General features: G+C 67.8%; 21 protein-coding genes. 5 read left to right on the forward strand and 16 right to left on the reverse strand.

Features of this window, described 5'->3' with window-relative positions; translation table 11 throughout:
- Positions 1–103: 103 nt before the first annotated feature.
- From FHX50_RS08410 to FHX50_RS08460, 11 genes are all read right to left on the reverse strand, one after another.
- A complete protein-coding gene (locus FHX50_RS08410; RefSeq protein ID WP_183376556.1) occupies positions 104–1,045 on the reverse strand; it encodes a hypothetical protein in 942 nt (313 codons plus the stop codon).
- Between the two features lie 525 nt (positions 1,046–1,570).
- Positions 1,571–1,918: a helix-turn-helix domain-containing protein gene (locus tag FHX50_RS08415; RefSeq protein ID WP_246370928.1), complete on the reverse strand. Its 348-nt coding sequence runs from the start codon at positions 1,916–1,918 to the stop codon at positions 1,571–1,573.
- Positions 1,902–3,017, reverse strand: a complete 1,116-nt coding sequence (locus tag FHX50_RS08420; RefSeq protein ID WP_183376560.1) for a tyrosine-type recombinase/integrase — start codon at positions 3,015–3,017, stop codon at positions 1,902–1,904. The genes FHX50_RS08415 and FHX50_RS08420 overlap by 17 nt, the downstream gene beginning before the upstream one ends.
- Positions 3,018–3,098: 81 nt before the next feature.
- Positions 3,099–4,649, reverse strand: coding sequence for a SulP family inorganic anion transporter (locus FHX50_RS08425; protein WP_183376562.1), 1,551 nt, complete (start codon positions 4,647–4,649; stop codon positions 3,099–3,101).
- Between the two features lie 137 nt (positions 4,650–4,786).
- Positions 4,787–5,212 (reverse strand): MerR family transcriptional regulator, encoded by a 426-nt coding sequence (locus tag FHX50_RS08430; RefSeq protein ID WP_183376564.1) that lies wholly within the window; start codon positions 5,210–5,212, stop codon positions 4,787–4,789.
- A gap of 361 nt (positions 5,213–5,573) precedes the next feature.
- Positions 5,574–6,212 carry a hypothetical protein gene (locus FHX50_RS08435; protein ID WP_183376566.1) on the reverse strand — a complete coding sequence of 213 codons (639 nt, stop codon included), beginning with the start codon at positions 6,210–6,212 and terminating at the stop codon, positions 5,574–5,576.
- A 49-nt stretch (positions 6,213–6,261) separates the two neighbouring features.
- Positions 6,262–6,543, reverse strand: coding sequence for an RNA-binding protein (locus FHX50_RS08440; RefSeq protein ID WP_183376568.1), 282 nt, complete (start codon positions 6,541–6,543; stop codon positions 6,262–6,264).
- A 25-nt stretch (positions 6,544–6,568) separates the two neighbouring features.
- Positions 6,569–7,282 carry an ATP/GTP-binding protein gene (locus FHX50_RS08445; protein WP_089066501.1) on the reverse strand — a complete coding sequence of 238 codons (714 nt, stop codon included), beginning with the start codon at positions 7,280–7,282 and terminating at the stop codon, positions 6,569–6,571.
- A 332-nt stretch (positions 7,283–7,614) separates the two neighbouring features.
- The gene (locus FHX50_RS08450) at positions 7,615–8,178 is read right to left on the reverse strand and encodes a hypothetical protein (protein ID WP_183376570.1); all 564 of its coding nucleotides are present in this window, start codon (positions 8,176–8,178) and stop codon (positions 7,615–7,617) included.
- Between the two features lie 86 nt (positions 8,179–8,264).
- Positions 8,265–9,488: an IS110 family RNA-guided transposase gene (locus FHX50_RS08455; protein WP_183375244.1), complete on the reverse strand. Its 1,224-nt coding sequence runs from the start codon at positions 9,486–9,488 to the stop codon at positions 8,265–8,267.
- 226 nt (positions 9,489–9,714) lie between these two features.
- The gene (locus FHX50_RS08460) at positions 9,715–11,895 is read right to left on the reverse strand and encodes an LCP family protein (RefSeq protein ID WP_183376572.1); all 2,181 of its coding nucleotides are present in this window, start codon (positions 11,893–11,895) and stop codon (positions 9,715–9,717) included.
- 125 nt (positions 11,896–12,020) lie between these two features.
- Between FHX50_RS08460 and galE the strand changes: the two genes are divergently transcribed.
- The 3 genes from galE to FHX50_RS08475 all read left to right on the forward strand — a co-directional run bounded on the left by galE (position 12,021) and on the right by FHX50_RS08475 (position 14,224).
- A complete protein-coding gene (galE, locus tag FHX50_RS08465) occupies positions 12,021–12,989 on the forward strand; it encodes a UDP-glucose 4-epimerase GalE (RefSeq protein ID WP_183376574.1) in 969 nt (322 codons plus the stop codon).
- A 105-nt stretch (positions 12,990–13,094) separates the two neighbouring features.
- On the forward strand, positions 13,095–13,655 hold the full coding sequence (locus FHX50_RS08470; protein ID WP_183376576.1) for a hypothetical protein: 561 nt from the start codon (positions 13,095–13,097) through the stop codon (positions 13,653–13,655).
- A 2-nt stretch (positions 13,656–13,657) separates the two neighbouring features.
- Positions 13,658–14,224 (forward strand): hypothetical protein, encoded by a 567-nt coding sequence (locus tag FHX50_RS08475; protein WP_183376578.1) that lies wholly within the window; start codon positions 13,658–13,660, stop codon positions 14,222–14,224.
- Here the strand turns inward: FHX50_RS08475 and ilvA are convergent.
- The 3 genes from ilvA to FHX50_RS08490 are packed head-to-tail and all read right to left on the reverse strand — an operon-like array spanning position 14,217 to position 16,366.
- A complete protein-coding gene (gene ilvA / locus FHX50_RS08480) occupies positions 14,217–15,545 on the reverse strand; it encodes a threonine ammonia-lyase IlvA (protein WP_415829931.1) in 1,329 nt (442 codons plus the stop codon). The two genes, FHX50_RS08475 and ilvA, sit on opposite strands and share 8 nt — an antisense overlap.
- Positions 15,542–16,036, reverse strand: a complete 495-nt coding sequence (ispF, locus tag FHX50_RS08485; protein ID WP_183376580.1) for a 2-C-methyl-D-erythritol 2,4-cyclodiphosphate synthase — start codon at positions 16,034–16,036, stop codon at positions 15,542–15,544. The genes ilvA and ispF overlap by 4 nt, the downstream gene beginning before the upstream one ends.
- 39 nt (positions 16,037–16,075) lie before the next feature.
- Entirely contained in the window at positions 16,076–16,366 is a 291-nt protein-coding gene (locus FHX50_RS08490) for a PTS sugar transporter subunit IIB (RefSeq protein WP_183376582.1), read from the reverse strand.
- A 151-nt stretch (positions 16,367–16,517) separates the two neighbouring features.
- On the opposite strand from FHX50_RS08490, the gene FHX50_RS08495 reads away from it, so the two are divergent.
- Positions 16,518–17,309: an IspD/TarI family cytidylyltransferase gene (locus FHX50_RS08495; protein ID WP_239375910.1), complete on the forward strand. Its 792-nt coding sequence runs from the start codon at positions 16,518–16,520 to the stop codon at positions 17,307–17,309.
- Positions 17,310–17,363: 54 nt separating this feature from the next.
- Here FHX50_RS08495 and FHX50_RS08500 read toward each other — a convergent pair whose 3' ends face one another.
- A complete protein-coding gene (locus tag FHX50_RS08500) occupies positions 17,364–17,978 on the reverse strand; it encodes a 2-C-methyl-D-erythritol 4-phosphate cytidylyltransferase (protein ID WP_183376586.1) in 615 nt (204 codons plus the stop codon).
- A 98-nt stretch (positions 17,979–18,076) separates the two neighbouring features.
- The gene (locus tag FHX50_RS08505) at positions 18,077–18,559 is read right to left on the reverse strand and encodes a CarD family transcriptional regulator (RefSeq protein WP_183376588.1); all 483 of its coding nucleotides are present in this window, start codon (positions 18,557–18,559) and stop codon (positions 18,077–18,079) included.
- A 238-nt stretch (positions 18,560–18,797) separates the two neighbouring features.
- Here FHX50_RS08505 and FHX50_RS08510 point away from each other — a divergent pair, with 238 nt between their 5' ends.
- The gene (locus FHX50_RS08510; RefSeq protein ID WP_183376590.1) at positions 18,798–19,316 is read left to right on the forward strand and encodes a hypothetical protein; all 519 of its coding nucleotides are present in this window, start codon (positions 18,798–18,800) and stop codon (positions 19,314–19,316) included.
- Positions 19,317–19,323 lie beyond the last annotated feature (7 nt).

Genomic DNA, 19,323 nt, shown 5'->3' on the forward strand with positions numbered 1-19,323 from the left:
AGGATGTGGCGATTATGCCAGGAGGCCGAGAAGGATCCTGCCCGGTGGCGCCCATGGTTCCGGTTTCCCAGATTACCGGGGACCGGCATCGTTCGATCGCGAATTATTCCTCGGTGGTCGTAGCTCGCAGTTCAGGGTAGGTGCCCCAGGTTGCATTGGTGTTGGCGGCATGTTTGAGGGCGGTTGCGATGTTGATGCCGACGACGTCGGCCACGACGCTGGCGGGGACCTGTTGGACGAGCTGGTCGATCCGGGCGCGGCGGACTTCTCGCACGCGGATACCGCGTGAGGAGAGGTGAAGGGCTACGTTGGCCTCACTCGTGTGGTGCTGGGGCATGGCGCCGGCGAAGAGCCATTCTGAGCCGCCGCCAGCGAATGGTCGCTCAGCCCGTGACTCGTCAAGGTGCTGACGAAGCAAACTGGTGATCGATGCAGGGAGCACAACCGGCGTCTTGCCGAACGCGATGGATACTTCGCCTTTGTCGTCGACGACGTCGGTTCGTCGCAGGCGGACGCAGTCGCACAGCCTCTGGGCGAACACCAGGATGAACAGGCCAATTATCCGACTGGGCAGGGGGATCGAACGGTCCTCAAGGAGAAGATCGATCTTGCTCCAGATGACCTCATCTGGCACCGAGGCATCGGGCCGAGGGGGCTTCCTGCCGGGTACGGCGACGGGACCCGTGAGGTGGTGACGCACGGCCCAGTTGAGGAAAGTCCTGTGGACGCTCTGATAGTCATGCTCGGCGAAGAATCGATCGAGGGCGGCCTGGTTCAGCGTAGACAGTGAAAGGCCGTGGTCGTCGAGCCATGCCAGTAACCCTGCTATCTTGCGCAGCTCGGAGTACCGAGAGTTGGCGGTACTGGCGGTCACGGGCTGAGTAGTGGCGCGTTGGCGGAGCTTGCGCAGGATTTCCCAGGTGAAGTACTGCTTCAGGATCGCGGCGTGTTTATCAGGAAGGCCCGCGATGAAGGCGGTGGCCTTGAGCTCGAAGTCGTTCAACTCGACGTCGATGGCGGAGAGTGTCCCTGCGCTGATGAGCATGCGGCGGAGGTAGCGAACACGGGGCGATAGCGGGAGCGCGTTCAGTGTGTCGTGGCTGATTGCTGCTTGCCCAGTGGCCATCGCTCGGAGTGTCTCCCCGTTTGGCTCACGCCGGAGCCATCGTGTGGCCGAGCGGGGGTCGCGCGCGGTGAGCAGGTGTTCGTGTAAGGAAGCCAGGTCAGGGTGGATGCGCCCGTGCTTGTCGGAGAGGACTTCCCGGAGGCGGTCGGTCAGTCGGCATGTCCCGCACTGGGACCCGGTGAGCTGGTCTTCGCTACCGCAACTGGTGCAGCCGAACCGCGGCGGTGCGCCAGCGCAGCTCGCGCAGACGACACGCCTGTCACTGCCGTAGAACGCGAGGACTTTGACCTGACGGCATCCGGGGCACTGGCCAGGATGTCGCCTGAGCCGGGAGTAGCAGGCATTGCAGATGCGCCGCTCGAGGATGGCGTACCGAGCAGGGCCACCGCTTCCGCAGGAGTCGCAGCCGATTTGCACCGGAGTCATAGAGGCTGCCTGCTCGTCTTACTCGGTCGGGCGATGAATCTTGGCCGGGATGGGCCGGAGGGAGCCGATAGCGGGGCCTTCTGTCCGTGGCGAGCCTCCAGCTCGGCGCGCGCGTTTGGCTTGGGCCGGCGGGATTTCGATGAGGTCGTTCGGAGTGCAGTCGAGGATGCGGCAGAGTGCCGCGAACACTTCGACGTTGAGGCGTTCCGGCGTCTTGGTCACAAGGCGGAAGACTTGCTCCCGTGAGAGTTGCACTCCCTGGGAGCGCAGTGGCTCGATGAGGTCGGTGGTTTGGAACATCCCCGCGGCAGCCATTACCTGGCGAAGCTGCCAGGTGATCGGAGTGTCATCACTGGGTGGTGTCATCAGGTCCTCCATAGACACGAGAGAGCGCTTTGGCGATCATCCGGTTCTTGTAATCGTCGCCCACGGAGGTGTAGATCGCCGTGGTCGAGGCATAGGCATGCCCTACTTGGTCCTGGACGAACTTCTCCGCATAGCCCCACTCGATGAGGTTGGTGACGTAGGTGTGTCGCAGCGCGTGCACGCTTAGCTCGGCCGGCCATTCCAGTTGGTCGCGGATCGCGGCGAACCGCAGATCAATGTAGCGCGGCGACACCCGGCTGCCTCGCTCGGTTGGCCAGAGCGGCCCCGATGCCGAGTCGGTGAACCGTGGGCGAGCCGCGTCGATCCATTGCGCGAGGCCGTCGGTGATCCAGCCCAGCTCGGGCAGGGTCAACACTGATCTCCGGCGAGGTCCGGATCCGTGGGACCCCTTTCCCCACCGCACATCGACAGCTCCAAATCGCCCGAACCGTGGAGCCGCGCCGTTGGGTCGCAGATCTGCCACGTCCAGTCCGGTGGCTTCCGCCCGCCTCAGCCCGTAGGCATAGATCGTCTTGAAGATCTGGGCATCTCGGAGCGCCGAGAGAGCTCCCTTCCGGCCGCGGTGAACGATGGTCTCGACCCGTTCGTCGACTGCGGTGAAGAACTGCTCCAGCTCGTCGTAGGTGAGGGCGCGCCGCTCCGCGCGCCCTTCGTAGTCGAGTAGATGAGTAGCCGTGTTCCACTCGTGACAGATCTGCTGAGGCGTCGATCCGAAGCGTTCCTCGCACTCCGTTGCCCACTCGTACCGTGCGTCGGTGAGGTAGTCGCAGAACAGGCGAATGATCGTGTGATACCCGCGGATCGTTGATCGCGCCGCTGGATGGGGACGCGACTTCGCCTGCGTGGTGAAGTCCTCCAAATCGCCCGGCGACCACTCCCACGGATACCGACCCGTGAACTCCCCAAACCGCCGCACAACTTGTGCCCGGCTCGCGATCGTCTGCCACGAGAGCGCCCTGCTGGCCTGCTGATCACTCCACCCCGAGAGCATCGCGTCAAGCACGAACTGCTTCTCGTCCAGCGCGCGCACGTTGCCGAGCCGTCGAAGCGGAGACACTCCGGGATGTTCGTGGACCATCGGGACAGTATTGCATCTGCTGCATCATTGATGCATCCCCTACAGGGCGCATCCGGAATTCGTGCCGAACCTACGGGTTGCTTAGTGCTCGTCGCCGAGTTTGCCGGAGAGGCGCTCCAAGCGCTCGAGGCTGGCGCCGTCGAGCCCGATGATGCGTGTTTCCTTGCCGCGGGCGGTGTATTTGGTCTGCACGGCGTCGAGGGCGGCGACAGTGGAGGCGTCCCAGACGTCGGCGGCGGTGAGGTCGATGATCACGGTTTGGGGATCTCCGGCGTAGTCGAACTGGTAGACCAGATCGTTGCTGGAGGCCCAGAACAGCTGACCCTTGACGGCGTAGCGGCGAATGTCGATGGCGCCATCGCTGTTGACGTCGGTTTCCCACACCTTCTCGATGTGCACCAGGTGGGCGACGCGGCGGGCAAACAGGATCATCGCCGTGATCACGCCGAGGACCACGCCGATGGCGAGGTTGTGGGTGGCGACGGTGGCGATGACGGTGACCAGCATGACGGCGGTCTCGGACCAGGGCATCAGGCGCAGGGTGGAGGGCCGGATGCTGTGCCAGTCGAAAGTGGCGACGGAGACCATGATCATCACGGCGACCAGGGCTGCCATCGGGATCAGGCCGACGATGTCTCCCAGGGCCAGGACGAGGATCAGCAGGAAGACGCCGGCGAGGAAGGTGGAGATCCGGGTGCGGGCTCCGGACTGCTTCACGTTGATCATGGTCTGGCCGATCATGGCGCAGCCGCCCATGCCGCCGAAGAACCCGGAGGCGATGTTCGCGATGCCCTGCCCCCAGGACTCGCGGGTCTTTTTGGAGTGAGTGTCGGTGATGTCGTCGACGAGTTTGGCGGTCATAAGCGATTCCATGATTCCCACGATCGCCATCGCGAAGGCGTAGGGGGCGATGATCTGCAGCGTCTCGAGGTTCAGGGGCACGTTGGGGATGAACAGGGACGGCAACGATTCGGGCAGCTCGCCCTGGTCGGAGACATTGGGCAGCTTCCATCCACTGACCAGCACAGCGCCGGTCAGCAGCACGATCGCGATCAGGGGCGCGGGGACCACGGTGGTCAGGCGCGGGACGAGGACCATGATCGCCAAGCCCGCCAGCACCAGGGGGTAGACGATCCAGGGGATGTCCTCACCGAAGAGGTGAGGCAGCTGGGCGGTGAAGATGAGGATCGCCAGGGCGTTGACGAAGCCGGTCATCACGCTGCGCGGGATGAACCGCATCAGCTTCGCCACGCCGAGCAGCGCCAGGACGACCTGCAGAACCCCGGCGAGGATCACGGTCGCGATCAAGTAATCGAGCCCGTACTCAAGGGCGATGGGCGCGATCACCAGGGCGATCGCGCCGGTGGCGGCGGAGATCATCGCGGGCCGGCCACCGACGAACGCGATCGTGACCGCCATGACGAACGAGGAGAACAGCCCGACCTGCGGGGGGACGCCGGCGAGGATGGAGAAGGAGATCGCCTCGGGGATCAGGGCGAGAGCAACGACGAGACCAGCGAGGACCTCGGTCTTGAGCCGGCGGGGATTGCGCAGGGCCGAGAGAACGGTGTCCGGCTCCTGCTGGGAGTGTTGGGGTCCACTGTCGACGGGCGCAGTGCTGAGGGAAGTCACGGGGGAGTCCTAGCGAGATGAGAGGGATGGGCCCCGGCGGCACGGAACGTTTCCGTGAGGGACCCAAAGGCCAACCCTCACGTTACGTTAGCTTTTACCTCGTGAATACGAGTTCTGCGTCATAGACCACCCTCGCGTCAGGCCTCGCGCTCCCCTGCATCGTCCTGGTGAGCGGGGGTCGAGAGGTCGCGGAGACGCGAGAGGAACTCATCGGCCATCGCGACCTTCTTCTCCAGCGCGCTGCGTCGTTCGATCGCGATGGCCTCGATCTCGTGCAGCTTCTGCCTTGCTTCGAGCGGCGCGTCGGGCTGGGCGACATCGTGGGTGACGTCGAGCAGCTCGCGCATCTGCTCGAGCGTGAAGTCCAGCGGCTTCATGCGACGGATCAGCAGGATCCGCTCGACGTCGGCTTCGGAGTAGAGCCGGAACCCTCCCTCGCTGCGCTCGGACGGGTTGACCAGACCGATCTCGTCGTAGTGTCGCAGCGTCCGCAGGCTGAGCTCCGTGCGCTCAGCGACCGCACCGATGTGCAGTAGCTGCTGGCGATCGTTGTTCTGGCTCATGTCCTCAGTTTGCCCCACCGTGATGACGCTCCCAGCACCTCGGGCGAACCTTGGCGCCCGCGCCCGAGGCACACCTCGTGATGCGCGTACCGCACTGAAGGGAACGCGATCCAGATTAGGGCCAGTACCACACCTGCCCACCTGCCCGTGTCGAGCGTGGGAACCGCCTTCACACCCCGCGCCACCAGCACCACGCACATGTAAGCCAAGGGCGAGACCTGGGTTGCTCGATGGGCAGCCGCGGATCACTGTTGCATCTGTTCAATAATTCTCAGATCGAATGCCAGCGTGAATCGTCCGCACATCGAGAACCTCCCTCAGGCTGCCCCCAGTATGGGGCGAGGGGAGGGGATCCGCGAGGTCACTCGATGCCGAAGCGCTCGAAGAACAGGCGCATGTTGTCGTCACGGTCCGCGCGGAGTGCCTTCTCACGAGCTCGCCACGACGGATCGACACGGTCGGCGTACTCGGCCGATTCCTCATCGTTGAGGAGGAGGCACGAGGTGTCCCCCTGGATCATCCCGGCGACGTCGTTGATCTTGTAGTTGTACCAGCTGATCACTGCCAGGTTGCCTTTCGACTTCCTCATCAGGTGGTTCGAGACCTCCCCGTTCTCGTCGACGAGGATGTCCTGGCTGATGACCGGGGGCTCCTTGGTCCGGGCCAGCAGTGGGTGGGCGACGTAGCCGTTGTCCCGGGTGAACTCGTCCGACCAGCGGTTGCACAGGGCGTTCGTCGCGGGGTCCTTGAACAGCTCGGCGGACAGGCTCTCGGCGAAGTTCGTCATCGTGCTGCCCGTCGTCCAATCGCCGACCTTCAACGGGATCGACAGGTGCATGAACTGCTCGGTGGAGCGTCGGAAGATCCTCCCCGAGCGCACCGTGCGCGCGAAGGTCGCTACCAGGATCAGATCGCGGCCGTGCCCGATCGGGTACGTGACGATCTCCTCGCGAGCGAGCGCCCAGGTGGGCCCGTCCTGGATGTCGAGGTTCTCGGGCATCGTGCTCTCCTATCAGCGTGCCTGGACTGGGTATCTCTGGTCGGATGGATCAGCTCGCTGGCCGGGGCCGCGGATCCATGTAGTCCTCGAGGGTGAGGTCCTTGGTGGCCTCGTAGGTGAAGGGGAACCCCTGGCCCTGATCTGTGGCTCGATCGGTGAGCAGGAGGAGGCCCTCGATTGGCCCGACGTGGGTGACCTCCTCGGTGAGCGACATGTCCTCGATCTGGCCGCTGGCATGGGTCAGGCGGACCGTGGTGACAGCCTCCCTGCGGTTGCCGGTCGGCTCGCCGAATCCGAGGTGTGCGCTGGTGATCGGGTCGGTGACGTTCATCGGTGCTCCCAGGAGGTCGGGGTGGTCAGGACACGTCGGTGACGACGGTCTGGTACTGGCCGATGCGCAGCTGCTTGGACGTGGTCAGCTCGACGGGGATCGTGCCGGTCTCACCGGTGTTCGACTCCCACTCGACGCCCCAGTGCGCGGTGATGTTCACGGTGTACAGCCCATCGGGCTGTTCATCGCTCATCTGCTCGTAGACGTGGCCGCAGTCGGGGGAGGGGTCGATTCCGGTGCCGGGGTATTCGGTCCCGGGTCCGTCGCACTCGATCGTGGTGCCGTCGCCCATGTCGATCGACATGCCCGTGAACTTGGCCGTCGCGGTGACGGTCACCGCTCCGGCGGACGCGCTGGTCGTGTTCGGACCCGTCGTGGTCTCTCCGGGGTTGGCCACCCACAGCCACACCGGCAGCCCCACGGCGCCGAGGGTCTCGGTGTCGTTCGGTGTCGAGGCGATCTCCGGAGCCTCCAGCCCCATCTGGGAGACCGCGGTCTGCGCGAGCTCGGCAGGATCCACCTGAGGCGCGGCCGGCTCGCCGCCCTCCTGAGGCGCGGGATCCGGAGCGGGAGCCGCCGGCGCTGCCGGATCCGCCGGCTCGGGCTGGCCCTGGGTCATGCCGTCGAAGAAGGCGGTGGGTCCCCCGTTCTGCCCCTGCACGTACGCGCCTTCGGGCTGGTAAGTGGCTCGGGAGCCGTCGTCGAGGATCTCGACGTTGTCCGGGCGGCTCGAGGACACCGAGGACGGCGAACCGCTCGAGTAGTTCCCGACGCTGGTTCGGCCACCGTTGCTGACGGAGGTAGTTCCACCTCCACCACCGCCCCCGGAGGAATTCCCACTGCCGCCTGAGGACTTGCTCCCCCCGTTGGAAGATCCGCCGCCACCCGACGAATTTCCCCCGCCGGACGAGCTGCCACCCCCACCGGAGGACTTTCCGCCGCCGCTGCCGGGATCCTCCACTTCAACTGTGACGGTGCCCTTGGAACCGTCACCGCGCCAGTTGACCCCGTCGTCGGCCCAGGCCGGCGCAGTGGTGAGCGTGAATGCTGTGATTGCTGCGGTGCTGACGGTCAGCCGCCGAAGTGTGCCTCGCACGTCGTCCCCTCCTCGTAGTACCCCATCTGCTCGATCATCCACGGCCCCTCCGCGGAGTCACGGACGAGCTTGTACTGGGCAACGCTGGGCTCACCCGGCTCGTTGCTGATGTCGTACGGCTCGCCATCCTTGGTGGCCTGCATGTCCGTGCCGTCCTCGCAGAACTCGATGGTCGCGGTGGTGTCGGCCTCCTCGACGACCGTCCAATCGGAGAGCTTGCGCTCTCCAGTGATGATCGCCCCCGTCTCAGCGTTCTCCGCGTCTTCCGTCTTCACCTGCTCGGCGAGCTCAGGGACGAGGTACTCGTCGTTGTATGAGCTGTCCGGCCAGCCTTCGGCAGCGGCGGCATCCGCTTCGTTGAAGTACGCCGTGATGCGCTCCTGGGGTGTGGCGTCGGCGGGGTCGGCCGTGGGTGGGGCCTCCTGGCTGGTGGCCGTCGTGGTGGGGTCCTCCTCGCCGTTGCTGCTGGTGCAGGCGGCGAGGGGGAGAGCGAGGAGGGAGGCCATCGCGATCGTGGTGAGTGCTCGCTGTCGGATCATCGGTTGGTCTCCTCGGTGGCGGGGGATGGGGGTGGTCATGGGGGCCTCAGATTGCGATGCGGTGGGGGGTGTCCCTATGTTTCGAGTCAAGCCGCGAGAGCGGTCGGCTCGGGGGTAGGGGCGGTTGTCGGTGGCTGGTAGTAGGTGCCGTCGCGGAGCATGGCGTAGATGACGTTGCAGCGGCGGCGGGCTAGGCAGATCACGGCGGCGTTGTGCCGTTTGCCTTCGGCGCGTTTGCGATCGTAGTAGGCCTTGGAGATGGGGTCGTGGTTGGAGGCGACCCAGGCGGAGTAGAACAGGGCGTTCTTCAGGCGTTTGTTCCCTGACCGGGCGGGGAACTCTCCGCGGATCGAGGTGCCTGATCTGCGGGTGACCGGCGCGATCCCGGCATAGGCCGCGAGGTGGCTGGCGGACTCAAACGCGGAGCCATCACCGATCGCGAGGAGGATCTGGGCGGCGGTCTTGATGCCGATCCCCGGCATGCTCATCAAGACCGAGGCGAGAGGGAAGTCCTCCAGCATGCCCTCCACTTCGTGGGCCACGGTCGCGCGCTGTTCTTTCAGCTCTTTAACCTGGCCAGCGACTCGGGGGATCACCAGCTCAACCGCTGCGGTGGCGGGCACGATGACGGTCTGCTCGCTAAGGGCTGTGAAGATCTGCTCGACCAGCGTCTCGGGGTCGCGGCGTGAATGCGCGCGGGCGAACCGCAGCACCTTCCCTCGGCCGGCACTTCGGAGGCCGGTGGGTCCGCCAAACTTCTCCAGCAGGTCCAGCACGAGCCCAGTGGAAAGCTTCCCGCCTGCGAAGACGCGCTCGAGCGCGGGGTGGATCTGGGTGAGCAGGGACCGGATCCGGTTCAGCGCCCTTGTGGTCTCGTGAGCGAGGTCCTCATCGAACCCGGCCAGAACCTTCAGCGCGGAGAGGACCTCGCTGTCACGATCGACCTGCCGGAGGGTGTGAGGCATGGTGCGGGCCGTGTCGGCGATGATGAAAGCATCCCGCGCATCAGTCTTTGACCTGCCCGGATACAGATCCGCGGCCTTCCGCATCGCCAATCCGGGAAGGTAGGCGACTGTGCAGCCGGTATCCCGGGCCACCGCGATCGGCAACGCTCCGATGGTGTTCGGCTGATCGACGACCAGCAGAACTTCGCCGTGGTTCTGCAGCTGGGTGAACAGCTCGCGAAGTTTGGTCTCGTCCTGCGGGAGGGGCTTGTCGAACAGCTTGTTCCCCTCCGGGTCGAGTGCGCACGCGTGGTGAGCTGTCTTCCCGACGTCCAGGCCGATCACGACCGCGAACCCTGTGTTCATGACGCTGTCCTCCTCATCACTGCTGGCCGCAGTCTCGACACCCGATGCCGGCACCCACGTTACGAAGAGACCTCAGACAGAGCTGGGCCGTGTCCCTATCAGCGGTCAACGCGTGTCTCTCGACCGGGCGGCAACACCCCCCGGACCATCAATGGCAGGGCAACAAAGCCATACCCGGCCGAGCGACCAGACCCCGTCCATCGGGGTGCTCACAAGGTAACGGGGATCAGTTGTACGGGTCGGTGTCACCCGGCATGCAGGACTTCAGCGGGTCCTCCGGCAGCTCCACCTTCCGCTCATCCTTCTTCTTCGGCGTGGAACCGGCGTCGGTGGAGGCGGACTCACTCGGAGAAGCGGACTGCGTCGGCGACTTCGACTCCGTCGGCTCGGCCGACGGGCTCGAGGACTCGCTCGGCTCCTTGGACGCGCCGTCCGCCGGCTTCGTGGTGGCCGGCTTCGCGTCCTTTGAATCCTTCGGGGACGGCTGCGCGGATTTCTCCGTGTCCTTCTCCTTGGTGCCCAGCGCCGTCTCCGGCGCGGTCTCCATCGAATGCTTGATGGACTCCTGCACCCAGCGGTGCAGGTAGTCGAAGTCCGGGTTGCCCGACGGCGTCACCGACGGGTTGATCGGGTAGGACTCGAACCCGCCCTTCTGGATCCGCATGGCGAGCATCGCGAACGCATCCAGGCGGTCCGCCGGAATATCGGTCACCACGGAGTCTCCGGTCGCGTTCAGCAGACGCGGCAGGGCGAGGGCGATCTTCGGGACGTCCGCTTCCTCTGCGACCGCGCGGACGATGCGCTGCTGGCGGCAGTTGCGGTCGAAGTCGCTGGAGCCTTCTCGGCTGCGGGCGTACCAGAGCGCGTGGTAGCCGTCGAGGCGCTGCCAGCCGGGCTGGATGTAGCCGTCGATCTTCGCGGCGCCGCCGCCGATCGGGATCTTCCGCTCCACCTCGAAGTCGATGCCGCCGATGGCGTCGACCATCTGCTCGAAGCCGCGCAGGTCCACCATCGCGTAGTAGTCGACCTTCAGCCCGAGGGTCTCCTCCACCGCCATCGTGGTCGCGGTCAGACCCGGATTCGGGTCACCGGGGAACAGATCGGGGCGCACGTCCTCCGCCCAGGTCCACACGGCGTTGATGAGGTTCTGGTTCTTGCCGTAGTAGTCGAACCCGTTGGGGAACACCTCGGCCGGCTTCGACCCCTTCGGGAACCGCACGTACTGCAGATTGCGGGGGATGGAGAACAGGGCGGTGCGGCCGGTCTTCGTGTCCACGGACGCCACCATGATGGTGTCCGGGCGGGTGCCGTTGCGGTCCGCGCCGGCGTCCTGCCCGAGCAGCATGATGTTGACGCGGTCCACGTTCTTCCAGGCGTCCTCGCCGCTCTTGCCGCTCTTCGCCTGGATGAACGAGTCGCCGCCGATCAGGGAGTTCGCCGCCCACAGGGTGTGCGCGGCGTGCATCGCGGGCAGGCCGATCGCGATGGCGAGGGCGAACGCGAGCGCCTGCGACGCCGAGCGCGCAGGCCCCTGCAGCCGCTCCTTGCGGTTGTGGTGGTTGTTCGTCAGCCACAGCAGACCGAGCCAGATCACGGCGACGAGCGCGATCGTGATCATCGCGGTGGTGAGGAACCACGGTTTGAACGCAAAGCCGATCAGGGTCGCGGTGGGGTCACCGGCCAGCAGCCAGACCAGGCCGCTGAGGACGGTGATGACGAACACGGCTGCGGTGATGATGCCGAGGACCCGCAGCGGGGTGGGCAGCAGGCCGAGGCCGGGAATCAGGCCGCTGGCGGCGGTCCACAGGGAGGCGCGGCGCAGGGAGCCCTCGCCGGGCTGGCGGGCACCCCAGCCGCCCTGGCCGCTGGAGCCATCGGGGCTGACGGGGCCGCCTGGACCGCGGCCTCCGCCGCGTCCACCGGATCCGCCGCGGCCGGCACCGCCTGAGGCTGCGCGGCGCAGCGCGGATGACCCGCGGCGCGGGGGCTCCTGGTCCTCGATCGGGCGCAGTCTGATGGTCTTCTGTTCGACGGGCGGAGCGACGTCGGCACGGCGGCGGCCCCGCTTCGGGCGCACGGGGATGGGGCCGTCGGACGCTCCGGGCGCCGGGGGGATGGGTGAGGAGTGTGAGGAGGCCAGAGCTGACGCGGCCTGCGCGCTCGGCCTCGACGCGGCAGCGTCCGTCTCAGCGGCGGCGGGTGGGCTCGGCGGGGAGGTCCGACCGGCGGCGCTGGACTCCTGGGAGGTCGCGCGGGCCCGACGGCCGTTGGGGGAGCCGGGCCAGATCATCGGGGTCGATGAGGAGCGCAGACCCGTCGAAGCTGCGCGGCGCCCGCGCCGCTTCGGGGCGCGGCGCTGACCGTCACCTGGCCGATCGGGGCGGCCGGAGGGAGGATTCTCGCTCATTCGGCCATCATACGTCCGGGTCGACGGCTCACCATCGGCCCGTCGCCGAATCCACACCGCATTTTTACAGAGCCGGTGCGTGCTCCTGCGGAACGGGTGCGGACCGCGCCCGTAGAGTAGGGGACATGACAACTCTCGTGATCGGAGGAGCCGGTTACATCGGCTCCCATGTGACCCGCCTGCTCGCCGACCGTGGACAGGACGTCGTGGTGGTGGACGACCTCTCCACCGGTTTCCGCTCCCGGCTCGGTGAGGTGCCCCTCGTCGAGATCGACGTGACCCGCACCGGCGCCGCCGAGGAGCTCGCCGGCGTCATGCGGGAGCGCTCCGTCAGCGCCGTCATCCACTTCGCCGCCCACAAGCAGGTCGGCGAATCGGTGGCGAACCCGGAGATGTACTGGCGGGACAACATCGCAGGCCTGGCCAACGTCCTGGACGGCGCCGCCCAGGCCGGGGTGCGCGACATCGTCTTCTCCTCCTCCGCCGCCGTCTACGGAATGCCCGATGTGGACCTGGTGCAGGAGGACCTCACGCCGGAGCCGATAAACCCCTACGGCGCCTCGAAGCTCGTGGGGGAGTGGATGCTGAAGGACGCGGAGCGCGCGCACGGCATGCGCACCGTCGGCCTGCGCTACTTCAACGTGGCGGGCGCCGGGTGGCCCGAGCTCGCCGACACGCTGGTGATGAACCTCGTGCCGATCGTGCTGGACGCCCTGGACCGGGGTGACCGCCCGAAGGTCTTCGGCGATGACTACGACACTCCCGACGGCACCTGCATCCGCGACTACGTGCACGTCCTCGACCTCGCCGAAGCGCACATCGCCGCGCTCGACTACCTCAAGCGCGACACCCGCGAGCACCGCGTGTTCAACGTCGGCACCGGCACCGGATCCAGCGTCCTGGACGTCATCAACGCCATCGCGGACGCGACCGGCACCGAGATCAATCCCGAGATCGTGGAGCGTCGACCCGGCGACCCCGCGAAGCTGGTGTGCTCCACCGACCGCATCCGCGAGGAGCTGTCCTGGAAGAGCGAGCACACCCTCGCCGAGATCGTGCAGTCCGCCGTGGACGCCCGCCGCCAGCGCGACTGAGCCCCACCCCAGGCACCAGAACTCCCCGGACCCTGCCGCTGAGCAGGAGGGCCCGGGGAGTTCTGCCTCTCGCGGCCGGTGCAGCCAGCGCCTAGCCTCGGGGGCATGGACATCACTGCGGACCCCCGCCTCCACCGACGCCGCCTCCTCGGCGCCTGCGCATCGCTGAGCATCCTCGCGCTCGCCGCCGCATGCGGGACCCGTCGGCCCACCACCGGCCCCAGCGGCGCCGCCCCGACCGACCCCGCGACCCCCTCACCGTCACCCGCCCCCACCGTGCGCGGCATCCCCTTGACGGAGGTCCCCGACCCGATCGAGCTCGGCATCGGGGAGAGCATCTCCATCGAACTGGGGCACTCCCACCCGTCCGTGGGCATGCAGTACTACGTGGTCATCGGCGATCAGCGCCACAGCTCCCGCATCGATGATCCCACCATCGGCGCCGAGATCACCCACATCTCGGCTGACCCGGGGCCGATTGAGCCCGGTGGGGACCGCGGCCACAGCGTCCTCACCATCACCGGCACCGCCCCCGGCGAGCAGGAGGTCCGGGTGCTCTACTGCTTCCAGTCCGCGCCGGACCAGAACGGCTCCTGCGACCAGAAACGGGTGGGCAGCGCCGAAGGACTCACCGATGAGACCTTCCGCGTCCGGGTGGAGGAGTGAGCATGATGGACACGACGCACCTGAACCGCCGCATGCTGCTCGCATCCGTCGGCGCCCTGGGCATCACCACTGCGACCACCGGCTGCGGCATGCTCGGCATCACCCGCGGCAGCCGGCCCGGGCTCGAGGGGGCGCCCAGCGACAAGCGGCCCGGGCTCGATGGGGTGCCCAGCGAGGTGGAGCCGGTTCTGCACAGCGATGTCAGCGGCCCCCTCGAACTCTGGAAGCGGGAGAACGCCCTCATCGACCTCGGTGTCTCCCACCCGTCCGTCGGGAAGGGCTTCAGCATCGTCGGAGCCGTCGACGGCGTCTACCGCGACAGCATCCTGGAAGCTCGGGTCCGCCACGTCTCGAAGGAGCGGAACAACGGCGCCGGTGGCCGCGCCGGTGGCGACGGAGGCCGCTCCTACCTGCACGTGTGGGCGAACGGCGGCATTGCCGGCACGGTCGATCTGCGGGTGGTCTACTGCTTCCGCGATCGGCCCGACCAGAACGGGACGTGCGATCAGACCTACGCCAGGCCCGGCGAGGACGTCGTCGATACGACGTTCACGATCCGCGTCATGTGAGGTAGCGGTACATCGGGTCCATCGGGTCGATCCGCTCGATCGGCATGTTCGACGTTGCGATCCGTGCCAGCAGCGGCTCCAGGTTCTCCCGGGCGCCCAGTTCGATGCCGACCAGCGCCGGCCCCTGTTCACGGTTGTTCCGCTTGATGTAGTCGAACAGGACGATGTCGTCGCCCTCGCCGAGGACCTGGTCGAGGAACCGGCGCAGCGCGCCCGGCTCCTGCGCGAACGTCACCAGGAAGTAGTGCTTCAGTCCCTCGTGCACAAGGGATCGCTCCACCACTTCGTTGTAGCGGGACACATCGTTGTTGCCACCGGAGACCACCACCAGGATGTCCCCGTCGGCCTCCCCTTCGGGGCGGGCGGCGGCCGACGGGTCCTGCCCCTCAGCCGTTGCCTCCCCGGGGACGGCGCGGGTGGCGACCGCGGTGGCCGCCAGCGCACCCGCGGGCTCCGCGATGATGCCCTCCACCTGGTACAGGTTCAGCATCTCGGTGCAGACAGCGCCCTCTTCGATCGCGATCAGCTCCGGTGCGATTCGGTCCACCAGCTCCAGGTTGGCGCGGCCGGCGCGGCGCACCGCGGCGCCGTCGATGAACGAGTCGATCTCCGCGAGGGTGACCGGCTTGCCCTGCCGCACCGCGGTCGCCATCGACACGGCACCGGCGGGCTCCACCCCGACGAGGCGGACCGACGGCATGCGCTCCCGCAGCCACGCGCCGGTACCGGCGATCAGACCGCCGCCGCCGACGGGCACCACGACAGTGCCGATCTCGCTGCCGAACTGCTCGCGGGCCTGCGCGACTGCTTCGCGCACCACCGTGCCCTGACCGGTGATGACAGTCGGGTCGTCGAACGGCGGCACCATCGTGGCGCCGGTGCGCTCCGCATCGGTGTGGGCGGCCTCAGCGGCGTCGTCGAACGTGTCACCGGTGAGGACCAGCTGCACCCATTCGCCGCCGATGGCGAGGATGCGCTCCCGCTTCTGCTTCGGGGTGCGGGTGGGGACGTAGATGCGGCCCTGGATCTTCAGCCGGTTGCAGGCGAACGCCACGCCCTGCGCATGATTGCCGGCGCTGGCTGTCACCACACCGGCGGTCCGCTGTTCCGGCTCGAGGCCCGCGACGAACAGGTAGGCGCCGCGGATCTTGTAGGAGCGCACCGACTGCAGGTCCTCCCGCTTGAGGAACACGTTGCGGCCCGCGATCTCCGAGAGCCGATGGGAGCGCTCCAGCGGGGTGCGGCGGACGACTCCGGTGAGGATCTCCGCGGCCTGGTCGATAGCGTCCGCGGTGACGTCGGCGGGGGATTCGATTCTCACGGGGTGCCTCCTTCGGGCAGGACGAGGGCGGTGGCGACGGCGGCGACGCCCTCGCCGCGGCCGGTGAGGCCGAGCCCGTCCGTGGTGGTGCCGGCGATGGACACGGGTGCGCCGAGCGCTTCGCTCAGCACCTCGGTCATCTCCTGCCGACGGGGCGCCAGCTTCGGTCGGTTACCGATCACCTGCACGGACGCGTTGAGGATCTCGAAGCCGGCGGCGCGGACCCGGCGGGCGGCTTCGCGGACGAGGCGCTGCCCGGAGGCGCCGGCGAACTCCGGGTCATCGGTGCCGAAGTTGGAGCCGAGGTCGCCGATGCCGGCGGCGGAGAACACGGCATCGCAGACGGCGTGGGCGGCGACGTCCGCATCCGAATGGCCCACGAGGCCGACTTCGCCCTCGAAGAGGACACCGCCGATCCACAGGGGACGGTCGGAATCGGGAGCGGCGAAGGCGTGCACGTCCGTGCCGATGCCGATGCGCGGGTGGGCCATGGGAGTCCTTCCACAGCGGGGACGGGGAACCAGGTCAGTCTAGGCGGCGCCGTGCGCCCGGATCAGATCGACCAGCGAATCGATGACGTGGTCGGAACCGGTGCCCAGCAGCAGCGGCATCCCGGACACGACCGGGATCCCGAGTGATTCGGGCAGCTCCACGGTGGAGACCACGATGTCCGCGCTGAAATAGGGGGAGAGAAGGTCCATCACGGTGGCCTGACGGACACGGGCGGCGATGTCCCGTTCGGCCAGGCAACGGCGGACCTCCTGGGTCAGGCGCACCGAGGTGGCGACACCGGATCCCCCGACAATGGCAATCGTGAGCAACAGGGTTCTTTCGCGAAGCGTGGACGTGGCAGTGGAGCGCTGTGGTTCTCCCCACCCTATGACACTGTGTGAACCGGCGCGAGTGGACCCGACCACGTGCGCCCACCGCTGCGGCCCGCCTCTGGATGCGCTCGCCGCCTACACTGGAGGGGTGAGTGACCACCGCCCCGCTGCTGCGCCTGCCCCGAGCCCACCTGTTCGCGGCGGCGCTGACCGGCCCCTCGCCGCCGGAGTGGTCCTCGCCGGCGGCAGCGGGTCCCGCTTCGGCGCCGGCATCAACAAGGCATTCCTCACCCTCGCGCACCGCAGCATCGCCAGCTGGTCCCTGCTCTCGATGGCGGCGGTGGACGGCATCGGCCCCCTCGTGTTCGTGGTCCGCCCCGAAGACCGCGACCACGCCGAGCACACGGTGGCCCGCGAACTGGGGGAGCGGCGTGTGGAGATCATCGGCGGCGGCGCCACCCGCCAGGAGTCCGAGCTGCAGGCGCTGCGCCACCTCGCGGACCGCATCGAGAGCGGCGCGGTGGACACCGTGCTGATCCATGACGCCGCCCGGCCGCTCGTCTCCCGCGGCCTCATCGCCACGGTCCTGCGCACGGCGCGCCGCCACGGCGGGGCGCTGCCCGGATTCCATGCGGACGACATCGCGGCGCTCGCACCGAGCGACGGCGCGGACCGGCTCGCCGCCGAGCAGCCGTTGGGCGACCTGATCCGGGTGCAGACCCCGCAGGGCTTCCGTGCCGATGCGCTCCTGGAGGCCTACGAAGCAGCGGCCCGCGACGGGTTCGCCGGCACCGACACCGCCTCCTGCATCGAGCGGTACACCACCACCCCCGTGCAGTGGGTGCGCGGGGAAGCGGAGAACTTCAAGATCACGTTCGCGCAGGACCTCGCGCTCGCCACCGACGTGGTGCGCGCCCACGGACTCGCCCCCGGCCGCTGACGCGTCTGATCCGGCGCCGCGAACGGCCGCGGTCGCCGAAGAGTGCTGATCCGCTCAGGCGGGCCGACGGGGCCCGGACGTGTCACGGGCCAGCCCCAGCGCGATCTGCGCACGCCACAGGGACAGCTCATCGGTCATCGGCTCACCCGCATGGGAGCCGTCCACGACCACCACGTCAGCGCCGATCGCCTGCATCTCCCGCACCGCCGACTGCGTGGTCCACTCATGCTCCAGCGCCCGCTCCAGCAGATGCAGATCCACCACGATCGGGGACTGCAGAGCGGTCAGCGACGCCCGCTCGATATTGGTCAGCTGGTCGCCCCGCACGCTCTTCACCGAATCCGTCACCGGGATCCCCGGCACCGCACAGACGGCGCCGTCGCGCCACGCCTGCACAACGGAGCGGACCGTCGCCTCGGTGGTGAGGGGACGGCCCGCGTCATGCAGCAGGACTCCGTCGGCCCCCTGCCGGCGCGCCCACTGAGCGAGCGCGCGGCAGACGTCCTGCGGGTGAGCGGTCGCGGCGGCCAGCGCCGCCGTCCCCGCGATCTCGGCGTGGTCACTGCTCGCACGGCCGGGGGCGGCCGTGATCAGGCCGACGCGGCCGCCGGCGACCGACGGATCCACCACGCTGTCCAGGGAGCGCACGGCCCGCTGGACAAGCGACATCCCGCCCAGGATGCGCCCTCCGGGAACGTCGGAGGAGTCAGCGCTCGCGGCGCTGACGGCACATGCCAGACGGGATGTCATCAGCTGGTCAGCTGGGCTCAGGATGCGAGGACCTCGTCGAGGATCTCGTCAGCGCGCTCCTGGTCGACGTCCTCGGCGAGCGCGAGCTCGCTGGTGAGGATCTGGCGAGCCTTGGAGAGCATGCGCTTCTCACCGGCGGACAGGCCGCGATCCTGGTCGCGGCGCCACAGATCGCGGACGACCTCGGCGACCTTCTTGATGTCACCGCTCGCCAGCTTCTCAACATTCGCCTTGTACCGGCGGGACCAGTTGGTCGGCTCCTCAGTGTGCGGCTGACGGAGGACATCGAAGACCTCCTCGAGACCCTTCTTGTCCACGACATCGCGGACACCCACGAGCTCAGCGTTCTCCGCCGGAACCTCGATGGTGAGGTCGCCCTGCGCCACCTTCAGCTTGAGGTAGGTGCGCTCGACGCCCTTGATGGTGCGCTGGTTGACCTCTTCGATCAGAGCAGCGCCGTGGTGTGGGTACACAACGGTCTCGCCCACAGAGAAATTCATGTCATCGGCCCCTTTCATCCGCTCTATCCTAGCAAACCCCCGATGTGCTAGGGTGTGCGCTCCACATCACGGCGAGCCCGTCCCACGGCCCGCCCCCGCGGGGAGGACGGGGCCGGGCGGGGTGTCGGCGCCCACGCGCGGGGCATGCCAGGTCGAACCGATGACGCCCTGAGAATACTGGTACCCTTGGGAGGTCGAAGGCCGCCCGGCCGTCCCTTTCCCCTCCCGAGGAGTGAGCGTGAAGATCCGTCGCCCGTCTGCCCGCATCGCCGCAGCGGTCGCCTCCGTCGGCATCGCAGTCGTGATGTCCGGCTGCAGCAACCTGAACCCCATTCAGACCCACGAGTTCTACCAGTCCGCGGAGGGCACTGTCGCGAACGTGTACCCCGCTGGTCCGGGTGAGCCCGTCGGCCTGCGCAACATGCTGATGATCAAGACGGACGACGGCGCGGGCCTGTTCACCGGCACCCTCTCCAACGACACCGCCGAGGAGCAGACCGTCCAGCTGACCGGCAAGGCCGGCGACACCGAGCTCTTCTCCGAGACCGTCACCATCCCCGCCAACGGCACCGTCGACCTCGGCGAAGGGGAGCACCAGGCGATCAAGGTCGACCAGCTGTCCGGCATCGAAGCCGGTGACAACATGCAGGTCACCTTCTCCGCCGCCGGTTCCGAGGACACCGTCACCGTGGCGGTCCTCGACACCTCCCTGCCGTACCTCAAGGAATACGTCGAGGGCCTCACCACCCAGCAGTGAGACCCTC

This window comes from Helcobacillus massiliensis, from assembly GCF_014191425.1.
In the GTDB taxonomy this organism is placed as follows: Bacteria; Actinomycetota; Actinomycetes; order Actinomycetales; family Dermabacteraceae; genus Helcobacillus; species Helcobacillus massiliensis.

What these genes read in the sequence shown, in the direction of transcription:
- FHX50_RS08410 (WP_183376556.1), bottom strand. Translation starts at nt 1,045, where the DNA reads ATGCTCATCAGCGCAGGGACACTCTCCGCCATCGACGTCGAGTTGAAC.
- FHX50_RS08415 (WP_246370928.1), bottom strand. Translation starts at nt 1,918, where the DNA reads ATGACACCACCCAGTGATGACACTCCGATCACCTGGCAGCTTCGCCAG.
- FHX50_RS08420 (WP_183376560.1), bottom strand. Translation starts at nt 3,017, where the DNA reads ATGGTCCACGAACATCCCGGAGTGTCTCCGCTTCGACGGCTCGGCAAC.
- FHX50_RS08430 (WP_183376564.1), bottom strand. Translation starts at nt 5,212, where the DNA reads ATGAGCCAGAACAACGATCGCCAGCAGCTACTGCACATCGGTGCGGTC.
- FHX50_RS08435 (WP_183376566.1), bottom strand. Translation starts at nt 6,212, where the DNA reads ATGCCCGAGAACCTCGACATCCAGGACGGGCCCACCTGGGCGCTCGCT.
- FHX50_RS08440 (WP_183376568.1), bottom strand. Translation starts at nt 6,543, where the DNA reads ATGAACGTCACCGACCCGATCACCAGCGCACACCTCGGATTCGGCGAG.
- FHX50_RS08450 (WP_183376570.1), bottom strand. Translation starts at nt 8,178, where the DNA reads ATGATCCGACAGCGAGCACTCACCACGATCGCGATGGCCTCCCTCCTC.
- FHX50_RS08455 (WP_183375244.1), bottom strand. Translation starts at nt 9,488, where the DNA reads ATGAACACAGGGTTCGCGGTCGTGATCGGCCTGGACGTCGGGAAGACA.
- FHX50_RS08460 (WP_183376572.1), bottom strand. Translation starts at nt 11,895, where the DNA reads ATGAGCGAGAATCCTCCCTCCGGCCGCCCCGATCGGCCAGGTGACGGT.
- galE (WP_183376574.1), top strand. Translation starts at nt 12,021, where the DNA reads ATGACAACTCTCGTGATCGGAGGAGCCGGTTACATCGGCTCCCATGTG.
- FHX50_RS08470 (WP_183376576.1), top strand. Translation starts at nt 13,095, where the DNA reads ATGGACATCACTGCGGACCCCCGCCTCCACCGACGCCGCCTCCTCGGC.
- FHX50_RS08475 (WP_183376578.1), top strand. Translation starts at nt 13,658, where the DNA reads ATGATGGACACGACGCACCTGAACCGCCGCATGCTGCTCGCATCCGTC.
- ispF (WP_183376580.1), bottom strand. Translation starts at nt 16,036, where the DNA reads ATGGCCCACCCGCGCATCGGCATCGGCACGGACGTGCACGCCTTCGCC.
- FHX50_RS08500 (WP_183376586.1), bottom strand. Translation starts at nt 17,978, where the DNA reads ATGTCGCTTGTCCAGCGGGCCGTGCGCTCCCTGGACAGCGTGGTGGAT.
- FHX50_RS08505 (WP_183376588.1), bottom strand. Translation starts at nt 18,559, where the DNA reads ATGAATTTCTCTGTGGGCGAGACCGTTGTGTACCCACACCACGGCGCT.